11 protein-coding genes, 1 other RNA gene and 1 other annotated feature are annotated in these 13,501 nt (G+C 34.4%); of the genes, 10 read left to right on the top strand and 2 right to left on the bottom strand.

Annotated features, from left to right (window positions below; all coding sequences use genetic code 11):
- Positions 1-13 precede the first annotated feature (13 nt).
- From CRO45_RS04195 to CRO45_RS04175, 5 genes are all read left to right on the top strand, one after another.
- Positions 14-526, top strand: a complete 513-nt coding sequence (locus CRO45_RS04195; protein ID WP_097148382.1) for an adenine phosphoribosyltransferase — start codon at positions 14-16, stop codon at positions 524-526.
- Positions 527-751: 225 nt separating this feature from the next.
- The gene (locus CRO45_RS04190; protein WP_097148381.1) at positions 752-2,944 is read left to right on the top strand and encodes a RelA/SpoT family protein; all 2,193 of its coding nucleotides are present in this window, start codon (positions 752-754) and stop codon (positions 2,942-2,944) included.
- Positions 2,945-2,965: 21 nt separating this feature from the next.
- Positions 2,966-3,406 (top strand): D-aminoacyl-tRNA deacylase, encoded by a 441-nt coding sequence (gene dtd / locus CRO45_RS04185; protein ID WP_097148380.1) that lies wholly within the window; start codon positions 2,966-2,968, stop codon positions 3,404-3,406.
- A 65-nt stretch (positions 3,407-3,471) separates the two neighbouring features.
- Positions 3,472-3,681 carry a DUF2642 domain-containing protein gene (locus CRO45_RS04180; protein ID WP_097148379.1) on the top strand — a complete coding sequence of 70 codons (210 nt, stop codon included), beginning with the start codon at positions 3,472-3,474 and terminating at the stop codon, positions 3,679-3,681.
- Positions 3,682-3,747: 66 nt separating this feature from the next.
- Positions 3,748-4,644: a manganese catalase family protein gene (locus tag CRO45_RS04175; protein ID WP_097148378.1), complete on the top strand. Its 897-nt coding sequence runs from the start codon at positions 3,748-3,750 to the stop codon at positions 4,642-4,644.
- 25 nt (positions 4,645-4,669) lie between these two features.
- On the opposite strand, the gene CRO45_RS04170 is transcribed toward CRO45_RS04175, so the two are convergent.
- Positions 4,670-6,220 (bottom strand): N-acetylmuramoyl-L-alanine amidase, encoded by a 1,551-nt coding sequence (locus tag CRO45_RS04170; protein WP_097148377.1) that lies wholly within the window; start codon positions 6,218-6,220, stop codon positions 4,670-4,672.
- A 245-nt stretch (positions 6,221-6,465) separates the two neighbouring features.
- Positions 6,466-6,701: a binding site (T-box leader), on the top strand.
- Between the two features lie 92 nt (positions 6,702-6,793).
- Between CRO45_RS04170 and hisS the strand changes: the two genes are divergently transcribed.
- From hisS to CRO45_RS04150, 4 genes are all read left to right on the top strand, one after another.
- Positions 6,794-8,062 (top strand): histidine--tRNA ligase, encoded by a 1,269-nt coding sequence (hisS, locus tag CRO45_RS04165; RefSeq protein WP_097148376.1) that lies wholly within the window; start codon positions 6,794-6,796, stop codon positions 8,060-8,062.
- Between the two features lie 31 nt (positions 8,063-8,093).
- Positions 8,094-9,857 carry an aspartate--tRNA ligase gene (gene aspS, locus CRO45_RS04160; RefSeq protein WP_097148375.1) on the top strand — a complete coding sequence of 588 codons (1,764 nt, stop codon included), beginning with the start codon at positions 8,094-8,096 and terminating at the stop codon, positions 9,855-9,857.
- Positions 9,858-10,022: 165 nt separating this feature from the next.
- Positions 10,023-10,210: non-coding RNA, 6S RNA (ssrS, locus tag CRO45_RS04155), on the top strand.
- A gap of 154 nt (positions 10,211-10,364) precedes the next feature.
- A complete protein-coding gene (locus CRO45_RS04150; protein ID WP_097148374.1) occupies positions 10,365-11,129 on the top strand; it encodes a tRNA threonylcarbamoyladenosine dehydratase in 765 nt (254 codons plus the stop codon).
- Between the two features lie 49 nt (positions 11,130-11,178).
- Here the strand turns inward: CRO45_RS04150 and CRO45_RS04145 are convergent, their stop codons facing one another.
- Positions 11,179-12,639 (bottom strand): methyl-accepting chemotaxis protein, encoded by a 1,461-nt coding sequence (locus CRO45_RS04145; RefSeq protein WP_097148373.1) that lies wholly within the window; start codon positions 12,637-12,639, stop codon positions 11,179-11,181.
- 289 nt (positions 12,640-12,928) lie between these two features.
- Here CRO45_RS04145 and CRO45_RS04140 point away from each other — a divergent pair, with 289 nt between their 5' ends.
- Entirely contained in the window at positions 12,929-13,465 is a 537-nt protein-coding gene (locus CRO45_RS04140) for a hypothetical protein (RefSeq protein ID WP_097148372.1), read from the top strand.
- Positions 13,466-13,501 lie beyond the last annotated feature (36 nt).

Here is a 13,501-nt window from a genome sequence, read left to right as displayed (position 1 = left end):
GAGGATTTTCTTAATGGATTTAAAGCAGTATGTAACAACAGTTGAAAACTGGCCAAAAGAAGGGATCAGTTTTAAAGATATTACAACAATTATGGATAATGGACCAGCATTTAAATATGCTGCTGATGAGATCGTAAAATTTGCAAAAGAAGTTGGAGCGGAAATTATCGTTGGTCCTGAAGCGCGCGGATTTATTATCGGTTGTCCTGTAGCTTACGCACTTGAAATCGGCTTTGCGCCTGTTCGTAAGGAAGGTAAATTACCACGTGATGTTGTACGTGTTGAGTATGGTTTAGAGTATGGCACAGATGTGTTAACAATGCACAAAGATGCTGTAAAACCAGGTCAAAAAGTTTTAATCGTTGACGATTTATTGGCTACTGGTGGTACAGTAGATGCTACAATTCAGTTAGTTGAAAAATTAGGTGGAGTAGTTTCAGGCTGTGCTTTCATTATAGAGCTTGAAGAACTACATGGCCGTGATAAAATCGGCAAATATCCAATTAAAACTTTAATCACTTATTAAATTCATATTTACCTCTCTTATTGTATTTACAATAGGAGAGGTTTTTTAAATACAATTAATGGAATAATTATGAATGGAGTGTGACAAAAAAGGTGGGAATATGACAAATTAATCTGATTTTTTAAAGATATTAGCCACTTAACTTTACATTTTATACTTACATTTTATACAATAAAATTTATATATCTATTAATTATGAAAATTTATTAGCAAGGTGGACAACTAATGGCGAAAGAGCAAATTTTGACGCCCGAGGATGTATTTTCGAAAGTCAAAGCGTATATGAATGATGAACATGTGGATTTCGTAAAGAAGGCGTACGAAGTTGCAAAAGAAGCGCATAAAGAGCAACTTAGGAGTTCTGGAGAACCATATATTATTCATCCCATTCAAGTTGCTGGTATTTTAGCAGAGCTACAGATGGATCCTGAAACCGTTGCAGCGGGTTTTCTACATGATGTCGTTGAAGATACAACGGTAACACGAGATGATTTAGTACGCGAATTTAATGAAGAAGTGGCGATGTTAGTTGATGGCGTAACAAAGCTTGAGAAAATTAAATATCGTTCTAAAAAGGAACAGCAGGCTGAGACTCATCGTAAAATGTTCGTTGCTATGGCACAAGACATACGAGTAATATTAATTAAACTTGCAGACCGCCTACATAACATGCGAACACTTAAGCATCTTTCCACTGAAAAACAACGTAGAATATCCAACGAAACTTTAGAAATATTCGCACCACTTGCTCATCGCCTAGGGATTTCCAAAGTTAAATGGGAGCTCGAAGATACGGCTTTACGTTATCTAAATCCACAACAATATTATCGCATTGTTAGTCTTATGAAGAGAAAACGTGTCGAACGTGAGGCTTACTTAGAAGATGTTATGAACGAAATAAGAAGCCAACTTCATTTAGTAGAGATCAATGCAGACATTTACGGTCGACCAAAACATATTTACAGCATCTACCGTAAAATGATTTTACAAAATAAACAATTTAATGAAATATATGATTTACTAGCTGTTCGTATTTTAGTAGATAGCATTAAAGATTGCTATGCAGTACTAGGAATTGTCCACACTTTATGGAAACCAATGCCAGGTCGTTTTAAAGATTATATTGCAATGCCCAAACAAAATTTATATCAATCTTTACACACAACTGTTATTGGACCGTTTGGGGACCCATTAGAAGTGCAAATTCGAACAAGAGAGATGCATGAAATTGCAGAATACGGGATTGCAGCTCACTGGGCATATAAAGAAGGAAAAACTGTTAAACAAGATAAGGAAAGTATCGACCAAAAACTGACATGGTTTAGAGAAATATTAGAATTCCAAAATGAATCTTCCAATGCTGAAGAATTTATGGAGTCATTAAAATTTGATTTATTCTCTGATATGGTTTACGTATTTACCCCTAAAGGAGAAGTAATTGAATTACCATCAGGATCTGTACCAATTGATTTTGCATATCGAGTACACTCGGAAGTAGGAAATCGTACAATTGGTGCGAAAGTGAACGGAAAGATGGTTCCTTTAGATACACCGTTAAAAACAGGGGATATAATTGAAATATTAACTTCAAAGCAATCTTTTGGACCTAGCCGAGATTGGCTGAAACTTGCTCAAAGCTCCCAAGCAAAACATAAAATTAAGCAATTCTTTAAAAAGCATTTGCGTGAAGAAAATGTACTAAAAGGAAAAGATTTAGTAGAAAAAGAAATAAAAGCTCAAGGCTTTGATAGTAAAGAAGTTTTATCGACTGAAAATGTGAAACGAGTACTTGAAAAGCTTAATTTTACAAATGAGGAAGATTTATATGCAGCTGTTGGTGTAGGTGGTATTACTGCCCAGCAACTTGTGAATCGTCTTGCGGAAAAGAAACGTCGAGAACGTGAGAAAGAGGAAGCACTCGAAAAGATTGTAAAAGAGATGCAAAATCCAACTCCTAAAAAACGTACAGAATCTGGTGTAATAGTAAGAGGTATTGATAATTTATTAATCCGTTTATCTCGCTGTTGTACACCAGTACCAGGGGATGAGATTGTTGGATTTATTACAAAAGGTCGAGGTGTATCTGTTCACCGTGCAGATTGTCCAAATGTAAATGAAAACGACAACGAACGACTAATTGAAGTTGAATGGGAACATAGTGAAACTCAGTCAAGAAAAGAATATCCAGTTGACATTGAAGTTTATGCTTATGATCGTCCGGGGATTTTAAATGATGTCATGCATGCAGTTACTGATACAAGAGTGAACATTTTAGCTGTAACAGGTAAAGCAGATTACAACAAAATTGCTACACTTCATTTAACTATTTCAATTTCCAATATTACTGCATTGCATAAAGTGGTAGAAAAGATTAAACAACTTCCAGACATTTATTCGGTTCAACGAGTGATTAATTAAATTTAAGGTAGTGGTAAGGTAATGAAAGTAGTTATACAGCGTAGTAAACAAGCATCGGTGACAGTTGATGGTGAAGTCACTGGTGCTATTGAAAAGGGATACGTTTTATTAGTCGGTTTAACCCACAGTGACACTTTAGAAGATGTTAAGTACGTAGCAAAAAAAGTTGCTGAAATTAGATTGTGGGAAGATGAAGATGGGAAAATGAATCGCTCTATAATAGAGCATGGTGGCGACATTTTATCTGTTTCTCAATTTACTCTTTATGCTGAAACAAAAAAAGGGAGAAGACCTAGCTTTATTGAAGCGGCTAGACCGGAAGTAGCTCTTCCTTTATGGGAAGCCTTTAACGATCAATTAAGGGTGTATGGTTTGAAAGTTGAAACAGGTATTTTTGGAGCTATGATGGATGTTTCACTAATTAATGATGGGCCAGTAACTGTTATTGTAGAATCTAAGTAAATAGTATCATGAAGTTATTCCATTCCATATTATATAAGGGAATTGATTTATAAAGGAGTGGAAAAATGGGTAGTGGATTAACTAGCCCTTATTATTCTGAAACAGTGAAAGGGTTTATTGGAAATTATGTAGCAGTTCAAACGACAGCCAAAACACTTCACCATGGAGTTTTAACACATGTTTATCCAGATCATATAGTATTAGACATCTGTCATGTACCATTCTTCATACGTACGGATGAAATCGTCTGGGTTACTTTAGGGCGACAAATTTAATAATTTAGGTAGAATATACACCTCCTCCCAGTCATATGTTACAAGTGACAATTAGGAGGTGTTTTTTTGTTTCAACGAGTAAATCGATTAGCTATAGAATTGCCAGAAGTCGAATATGGTGATGTTAATGCAGCATCTGCTGTACAAGAATTGCTTGGTGGAAAATTTGGTGAAATGAGTACATTAAATAATTATATGTACCAATCTTTTAATTTCCGTGGAAAAGTGAAATTGAAACCCTTCTATGATTTAGTAGCAAGTATCACTGCAGAGGAATTTGGTCATGTTGAATTAGTTGCAACAACGATAAATTTATTAAATAAAGGAGCATCATTTCCAGCAGCTCCAGACTTAACACCGCTTCAGAACGGTAAAAACATGAGAAATGCTAAAGCATTTATTGCAACTGCGCAAACGTCTTCTCCACATGATTCAATGGGGTTACCATGGACTGGTGAAAATGTTTTTACGAGTGGGAACTTAGTATTAGATCTACTTCATAACTTCTTCTTAGAATGTGGTGCACGTACACACAAGATGAGAGTCTATGAAATGACGGATCACCCTGTTGCAAGAGAAATGATTGGGTATTTATTAGTGCGCGGAGGAACACATATTGTTGCATATGCTAAGGCACTAGAAATGGCTACTGGCGTTGATGTAACAAAAATGTTACCAATACCTAATCTTGATAATCGAGTATTTGACGCAGCTAGAAAATATGAGGATCGTGGTTATGGTAATGTTTTATTTACATGGAACTACGTTGGGGATTATACAGATATTAATAAAATTTGGAAAGGTCCACATCCACAAACTGGAGAGAAGTTAATTGTAAAAGAGGGGATACCTGAAACATCAGGGAAAGTCCCTAATTTAGATGAACTCCCAGAAGAATTTGCTCCAGGAATAGGGCCTGATGAGTTCCATGCAATTGCAAAAAGATTATTAGCAAAAATGTAAAAGACGGGATCATTTCCCGTCTTTCTTACTGTAATTGAGCATCGAAGTAATTAATAATTCCCTCATAAATCCCTAGGGTTGCTTGTTCCCTGTAAAAATCAGTAGTAATAACTCTTTCTTCAGTTGGATTACTTAAATACCCTAGTTCTATTAAAATAGCATTCTGATAATTTTCACGTAATACTAAATAATCGCCTATTTGAGCACCTCGATCTCTAAGAGTTACTTTTTTAGCTAGACTATCATTTACAAATTGTGCGAGCTTTTGTTGATAATCGTGGTAATAGTACGTTGTAAATCCGGAAATAGTTGAATCATCAGTAGCATCGTAATGAATACTAATAAACGCATCGGCAGCGTATGTATGAGCGACTGAAACCCTTTTCCTTAAATCCACATACATATCGGATTCTCTCGTTAAATACACAGTCGCGCCAGCATTTTTCAATTTTTCTTGTAATAATTGTGCAGTCATAAGTGTTATATCTTTTTCGATAGAACCTCTATATCCCGCGGTTCCTTGGTCGTTACCTCCATGACCTGGATCCAATACGATTGTAACCCCATTTAAAGTTCCTTTTTTACGATTCACTACGGGTTTGTCTTTTGAAATGCTTTGTTGTTTTATATCAGATGAAACAACCCATTGGGCTACATAAGCAGACTCATTAGAGCTAATTGCTATTTCGTACCAATCTCCCTCTGTAGAAAGAATTTCATAGGATTCTCCTAAACTTGCACGTTTAACAACAGGTGAATTTGTGGAAGGTGATTCTCTTAAATTAGTGCCCCCATAGATAATTGTTATTGACTTTGATTCATTACTTGAAGGAGCAATCGAATCAACTATCCCATAAAAACGATAAACCCATGCTTCTTGTTCTTCTGAATATTCGATTTTATACCAATTATTTTTCTGATCTAATATTTTAAAAGTTTCCTCTTTGTTTACAGTACCAACGATAGCAGATGATGCATCTGGCTCATCACGAACGTTAACTGATTCCACTTTGATGGTGATAAATGATTCTACTTCACTAGGACTTTTCATCTCTGTTAACACATCTGCAGATTTTTCTTTAATATTAATATAATCTTTAGAAACCCACCCTGATGTGCCTAAGTTATCTTCTATTTTTACCCAATTTTTTTCCTCTTTTACAACTACTGTTTCGTTACCAAGTGATAACTGAGTGAGCACTGCAGAAGATGTCTTAGGTTCAGCCCTAACGTTTAGTCCATTAACAGTTGAAATAGCTACTTTTATATTTGATGATAATTGATTTTGTTCATTGCTAGACGTATGCCATGCAGGTACCCAACCTACTGTTTCTTCATCTTTAGCAACATAAATCCAATCACCTTTTTGTTCTATCATTGAAAAGGCTTGTCCTTCGTTTACAGAAACAGCAATAGGGTAACTTAGACCTGGTCCTTTTCGTAAATTGATATCGTTATTTAAAATGACAACTTGTTTACTTTGTTCTGAACTAGTTGCTAAATTTGTATTTTGTGTGAATAAATATATGGCTAATAGTAGAATAACAATGACAAGGATACTATATAGTTTTTTCAAACTAAATCCACCTCTTCCTTCTTTAAAACAATATATAAGTGGGATGGTGTCTATTAAATGTATAATTTATATTGTATAAGGAAATAAATGAATAAATCCATATATTTTTCCTAAATTGATGACTTTAGTTATATTAACAAACTTACAAGGAAAACTACAATGTAAATGAAATAAAGGTTTAATAAAAAATAGTTGACAATGTTGGATGACAACACGTATGATAATTTGTAATGTAAATATAACCATAATAGCCATTGACCAAGAAAGTAGCTGTTACCAATGCTGAAAAGAGAGGGAAAGACTTAGGCTGAAATCTTTCCTACAGTAAGTATGAGTGAACAACACTTGAGAGGCGTTCCTTCGAAAGTTATTAAAATTAGTAGGGGGAAACGGAATCGGCCGTTATCCGAACACGAGAGGGTGTACTATACGTACATCAACTAGGGTGGAACCGCGGAACTTAATAGCTTTCGTCCCTTGCAAAAATTGCAATGGGCGAAAGCTTTTTATTTTGCACAAAACAATGCAAATACGATTTACACAAAATGAAAGAAAGATGAAAGGAGAATACTTATGTCGTTTAAAGTACCTCGTGGAACACAAGATATTTTGCCAGAACAAACTCCAAAATGGCAAAAAGTTGAATCAATTCTTCGTGATTTATCACGTGTATACCGCTATAAAGAAATACGAACACCAATGTTTGAACAAACTGAATTGTTCCAACGTGGTGTTGGTGATACAACAGATATCGTACAAAAGGAAATGTATACTTTCGAAGATCGTGGAGGTCGTTCTTTAACATTAAGACCTGAAGGAACTGCATCTGCAGTACGTTCTTATGTGGAACATAAAATGTTTGGTATACCAGATCAACCAGTTAAATTATCCTATATTGGTCCGATGTTCCGATATGAAAGACAACAAGCAGGAAGATATCGTCAATTTGTTCAATTTGGCGTGGAAGCTATAGGTTCAGCAGACCCTGCTATTGATGCTGAAGTAATCTCACTTGCAATGGACGTATATCATTCAGTAGGCTTAAAGGATTTACAATTACACATAAACTCTTTAGGTGATAAAGAGACTCGTGATGCACACCGTTCAGCACTTATTAATCACTTTAAGCCTTCAATTGGTGAGTTTTGTTCCGATTGTCAAAACCGTTTAGAAAAAAATCCATTACGTATATTGGATTGTAAAGTAGATCATGAACATCCTTTAATGGAGTCAGCTCCTAAACTAACTGACTACTTAACAGAATTTTCTTCTGCTTATTTTGATAAAGTAAAAGAATATTTAGATGTACTAGGTATTGAATACGTTGTGGATCCGAACTTGGTACGTGGCCTTGATTATTACAATCATACGGCATTTGAAATTATGAGTACCGCAAGTGGTTTTGGTGCAATCACAACTCTTTGTGGTGGTGGTAGATACAATGGATTAGTCCAAGATATTGGTGGACCAGATGTTCCGGGTATCGGATTTGCATTATCAATTGAGAGATTGTTGTTAGCCTTAGAGGCTGAAGGAATTGAACTTGAGGTTGAAGATTCATTAGATATTTATGTCGTTGCTATTGGCGATGAAGCAAAATTGAAATCTGTAGAATTGTTAAGTTCGTTCAGAGCAAAAGGTATTTCTGCAGATATGGATTATGTAGATCGTAAAATGAAAGCACAAATGAAATCGGCAGACCGTCTTGGTGCAAAATATGTAATTGTTATAGGTGAATCTGAACTAGAAGAAGCAGCTGTAAACATTAAACATATGCAAACTGGAAACCAGGAAAAAGTCCAGTTTGTTGATTTAGTAAATTTCTTATTAGAACATAAATAAATTAGTTGGAAGTTCAATGGAGGTAAAAATAATGGCACAAAGAACAAATGCTTGTGGTGAAGTTAGTGAACACCATGTAGGGCAGAAAGCAATTATAAAAGGATGGGTACAACGTCGCCGCGATTTAGGTGGTTTGATTTTTGTTGATGTACGCGACCGTACTGGAATTGTTCAAGTTGTATTTGGCGATTCTGCACCTGAAGCTTTAGCAATTGCTGAAAAAATTCGTAGTGAATATGTCGTAGAAATTGAAGGTGAAGTAGTTCTTCGTGATGAAAGTCAAATTAATCCTAATGTTAAAACAGGAAAAATTGAAATTGTTGCGTCTAATATAACAATTATTAATGAAGCGAAAACTCCTCCATTCGCAATTGAAGATAAAGTAGAAATTGGGGAAGAAACACGTTTAAAATATCGATATTTAGATTTACGTCGTCCTGTAATGTACAACACATTTAAACTACGTTCGGATATTACTCGTTCTATCCGTAACTTCTTACAAAATGAAGGATTCTTAGAAGTTGAGACACCAATCTTAACAAAATCTACCCCAGAAGGTGCACGTGATTATTTAGTACCATCCCGTGTTCATGAAGGTGAATTTTATGCTTTACCTCAGTCTCCACAATTATTTAAACAATTGTTAATGGTATCAGGATTTGAAAGATACTTCCAAATCGCTCGATGCTTCCGTGATGAAGACTTACGTGCAGATCGTCAACCTGAATTTACACAAGTAGATATTGAAACCTCTTTCATGTCGATGGATGAAATAATCGCTATGAACGAACAATTACTTCAAACAGTAATGAAAGAAGTAATGGATGTGGAAATACAATTACCTTTACAAAGAATGACATATACTGAAGCGATGGACCGTTTTGGATCTGACAAACCAGATGTTCGTTTTGGCTTAGAGTTAACACAATTATCAGAGATTGTTAAAGACTCATCATTTAAAGTATTCGCTCAAACAGTAGAAAATGGTGGGGAAGTAAAAGCAATTAATGTAAAAGGTGCTAGCGATAAATTTACTCGTAAAGATATTGATGCATTAACTGAATTCGTAGCAATTTATGGTGCGAAGGGTCTAGCATGGATTAAAGTAACAGAGGAAGGTTTCACAGGACCAATCGCAAAATTTTTCGAAGGTGAAATTGTAGACAGTTTGAAAAATGTATTGAATGCTGAACCAGGTGACCTATTATTATTTGTTGCTGATAAATCCTCAGTCGTTGCTGCATCACTAGGTGCATTACGTATGAAATTAGGAAAAGAATTAGGTTTAATTGATGAATCTAAATTTGCATTCCTATGGATTACAGACTGGCCATTACTAGAATATGATGAAGAAGCTGGTCGCTATTCTGCAGCTCACCATCCATTTACACGTCCGTTTGATGAAGATATCGAAAAGATGAGTACAGATCCAGCTTCGGTACGTGCACAAGCATATGACATCGTTTTAAATGGTTATGAACTTGGTGGGGGGTCACTTCGTATTTATGAACGTGAACTTCAAGAAAAAATGTTTGAAGTACTTGGCTTCTCACAAGAAGAAGCTCAAGAACAATTTGGCTTCTTACTTGAAGCATTTGAGTATGGAGTTCCTCCACATGGCGGATTAGCATTTGGTCTTGACCGATTAGTAATGCTACTTGCTGGACGTACAAACTTACGTGATACAATTGCATTCCCTAAAACAGCTACAGCTAGCGACTTATTAACGAATGCACCAAGTGAAGTATCACCAGCACAATTACAAGAACTTAAATTAAAAATAGATCTTAAATAATATAAACAGGGAAATGACAAATCATTTCCCTGTTTTTTATTTATATGAAGTGAATCAGGAAAATCCATTAAGTATTAATAAAATCATGAATACCTAAAAAATTTATTATTTTTTTTGCAATATCGTTTGAAAATTCAGACTATTCGTGTTAATATAAAACCAACACGAATCCTGAATTGTTAGCGGATACAGTTCATCATTTTTGACCGAACAACACGATGTCGGGAGCTTAAATTTCTACTCGGCAAACAAGCCCGCATTTTGTACGGGACGTTTAATTAGTAGTTGAAAGCACCCACCTAGGTAAGTACGGGTTCAAAATTTTTTGCCAAATGCGGCAATTCGGGATTTGTTAATTCCTAAACTCCTTGCTTTTTTCTCCCTATATGTAATTGGGAGATTTTTTTATTTTATTTACAATTTACAATCTGTTAAACTAGTCTCGCCACTAATAATAAATTATGATATAATTCCGACTAGACTAATATAGATTGAGAGGCATAGTACATGTTACACCAATTTTCCCGTAATGAATTAGCAATTGGAAAAGAAGGATTAGAAAAAATTAAAAATAAAACGGTTGCTATATTAGGAGTAGGTGGCGTTGGTTCTTTCGCTGCTGAGGCTTGTGCTCGTAGTGGAGTTGGCCGTATTATTTTAGTGGATAAAGATAATGTAGACATTACAAACGTAAATCGTCAACTTGTTGCATATTTATCAACGATTGGTAAGTCAAAATCAGCGATTATGAAAGAACGTATCGCTGATATAAACCCTGAATGTGAAGTGATCGATATGCATATGTTCTATACAGAAGAAACTTATGAAAAGTTTTTCGAGCTAGGTATCGATTATGTTATTGATGCTTCAGACACAGTTATGTATAAAGTTCACTTAGCAATCGAATGTATTAAAAGAAATATCCCAATCATTTCTAGCATGGGTGCTGCAAACAAGATGGATCCAACAAGATTCCAAATTGCAGATATCTCTAAAACACATACTGATCCTCTAGCGAAAGTGATTCGTCATAAGCTAAAGAAAGAAGGTATACGAAAAGGACTAATGGTCGTATTTTCTGACGAATCTCCAGTTGTCGCTCGTCCTGATGTTGTAGAAGAAGTTGGGAATCCAAATGCACAAATTCGTAAGGCTAAAATGCCCCCATCTTCAAACGCTTTCGTACCTTCTGTTGTAGGTCTGTTTGCTGCAAGCTGGGTAATCAATGATATGCTAAAAGATGTTAAAATTACTCGTGTAAAGGATAAATAAAATGAGGTTGACTAAGGGAAACGATTTTTTCCTTTGGTCAACCTCTTATTTATTTTCTTATACTTAAAGCATCCTGATAAGTCTCGTCAATATGATGTTTAATTTTAATTTGTTCTTCATTTACTTTTGATAATATACTGCTTAGTTGATCAATTGTGGAAGAACTTTCTTCTATAATTGCTGCAAATTCAGCTGTACTTTGTTGAATCGAGATACTATTTTTCTCTATGGAATTTGCTCCATCTGTAAATTGTTTTAATTTGTTTTTAAGAACATCCATTAGCTCAAACATTTGTTGAAACGTTTTATTCGAAATTTGAGCTGTGTTTGCTTGAATAGTAATATGTTCAAGTCCAATTTTTAATTTCGATTGAGCATCAACATTATAAGTGTTCACTTGCTTTAAATTTTCATTTATTTTCAGTAGCATTTCATCAGTATTTCCGGCAAGTTTGCGGATTTCATCTGCGACTACTGCGAATCCTTTACCGTATTCTCCTGCTCGTGCTGCTTCAATGGACGCATTTAAGGCAAGTAAGTTTGTTTGGTCTGTAACTTTTTTAATATCTTGTGCGAACTGGTTAGTCTCTTGAATTTTACTAGAAAGAACCGTAAATGTTTTGTTTAATTCCTCGAAAAATTGTGTGAATGAATCTATTTCACTTTTTAATGTGCTCATTGTTTTAGCACCAACAACAGCATTTTCACTTGCATTACCTGCATCATTTAAGATGTCTTGCAATTGTTTAATCATATTTGAAATCTCTGAAGAGGTTAGTTCTGTATTTTTAACGATTTCAATAACATGTTCAGATTGTCTGTGTGAACCAGCACTCACTTCTTGGACAGAGTTGAGCATTTCACTTTGAGCCGTTGTAGCACTATTCATACTTTCGGTAATCATTTCTAATTTAGACGTAATACTTCTCACAGCATTATTTAAACTTAAATGTAATTGTTCCTCTTGTTTTGCTTTTAAATTTTCATCAAGCATCAAATTTTCGATATTAGCTTGCATTTTTTTGTTTTGACGAACTTGTAAAATAACAGCTAATGCCATTAGTGCATGTACAACAAATACATTCGCTGGATCTACAGCATAACCTCCAGTATCCAATGTGAAATTGAATATCAGTTCTATCAATGAACAGACATATGCAAATATAAAAACAGAATATTGATTATGAATACTTCCAATAATCAATGCGAAAAAGCTCATTACAATAGTTGCTAACGTTACTTTGAAAGATGCAATTGTAAAGTAAATCATTGCAATCATCGATAGCAGAACTAGATATGGAAAAACCCGTTGCATAAACTCTACTTTTCTTTGAATTAGATATAAAATAAGGGTAATTATTAATGGAATGAAAAGAGATAGTGCGATTCCAATAGGTCTTCCTAAAATAAATTGTGCTGTACCACCTAATCCTGCAGCGAGTCCATAAATTAACATAATAATTGTATTCTTCTCTACTAAATCTTTTCGCTTAATAATGCTAATATTCATCTATTTACCCCCAAAGAAGTATCTACGATTCTACTTTTTCTTAAGTTATACAATAATTTCACAAATTTGTCACGTTTATTTAAAAGATATGAATATATTTCAAAAATAATGTTATACGAGTAAAACTTCTTTTGATGGATTAGAAAGCGCGTTAAAAAGTTTAGAATATTGTTAAAAATGAATAAATCCGCCAATTATATGGCGATTTTTTCGTCAGTTTTTATTTTCTGAAAAATGAATGACCATTTATTGTTATATTATTATTATTGTTGGGAAAAGGGGGGGAACTATGTTCACACAACTTGAAATAAAAAATAATCTATTAAATGTAACACAGCTCCAAGAGAAAGCTGATCAGATTGTCTTCGATTATATCGATACAACACAAAATTGGGGCAAAGCTTATAAAGGATTAAATAATTTATTTCAGCAAACTATCCAATTTTATGATAAGTATGTCAATAATAATGGCATACCTAAAGCAAATGTTTACTGGTCACTATTCTTGGATGTTGTGGGGAGATTAATCTATTTCAAAACATTAGCTGAAAGGCATGTAACAGATCTACAAACTGATGATGATGTTGAAAACATTATTGAAGGTTATATAGTTGCAGCAAACTGCTTATCTAATGTAAATGTTAATAATGAGCATGAATTGTTAGATGAGATTTGTGAAAGTTTTGAGGAAATACGATTCCTTGATGGTGAAAAGGGGAAATTTAAACATTCGATTGTAGAGAAAGACTGTAAGTTAGAAGATAGTTTATCAGTTCTATTTGATTACACTACGAAATTAGCTTATCTACACCAACACCAAGAATAAATTAAAAGCTCACATTCATTTATAATGTTAAATGAA

The sequence above is a fragment of the Ureibacillus acetophenoni genome, assembly GCF_900220965.1.
Classification (GTDB): Bacteria; Bacillota; Bacilli; order Bacillales_A; family Planococcaceae; genus Ureibacillus; species Ureibacillus acetophenoni.
The sequence above is the reverse complement of the archived record's forward strand: the minus strand, read 5'-3'. Positions and strand labels throughout refer to the sequence as shown.